Origin of the sequence: Clostridium boliviensis (genome assembly GCF_033342255.1) — a bacterium.
Taxonomy (GTDB): domain Bacteria; phylum Bacillota; class Clostridia; order Lachnospirales; family Lachnospiraceae; genus Lacrimispora; species Lacrimispora boliviensis.
Map to the genome: position 1 here is coordinate 1 of NZ_JAWONS010000134.1, position 255 is coordinate 255.

At 63.9% G+C, this 255-nt stretch carries 1 pseudogene; it reads left to right on the plus strand.

Annotated elements, in window-relative coordinates:
- Window positions 1-255, plus strand: a pseudogene (locus RZO55_RS10030) (diaminopimelate decarboxylase); the annotation flags it as partial.

Here is a 255-nt window from a genome sequence, read left to right on the forward strand (position 1 = left end):
AATGTGGGCGGCGGGTTTGGCATCCGCTACGTGGAGGGGGATCGGCCCATCTCGCCGGAGAAATATGTGGCGGCGATAACCGCCGCGGTCCGGCAGAGTTTTGAGGGTTTGCCGCTACCCGAGATCTGGGTGGAACCGGGGCGCAGCATCGTCGGGGAAGCCGGGACGACCCTCTATACGGTCGGGTCCGTGAAGGAAGTGCCGGGCATCCGCAAATATGTGTCCGTAGACGGGGGAATGACCGACAACCTCCGG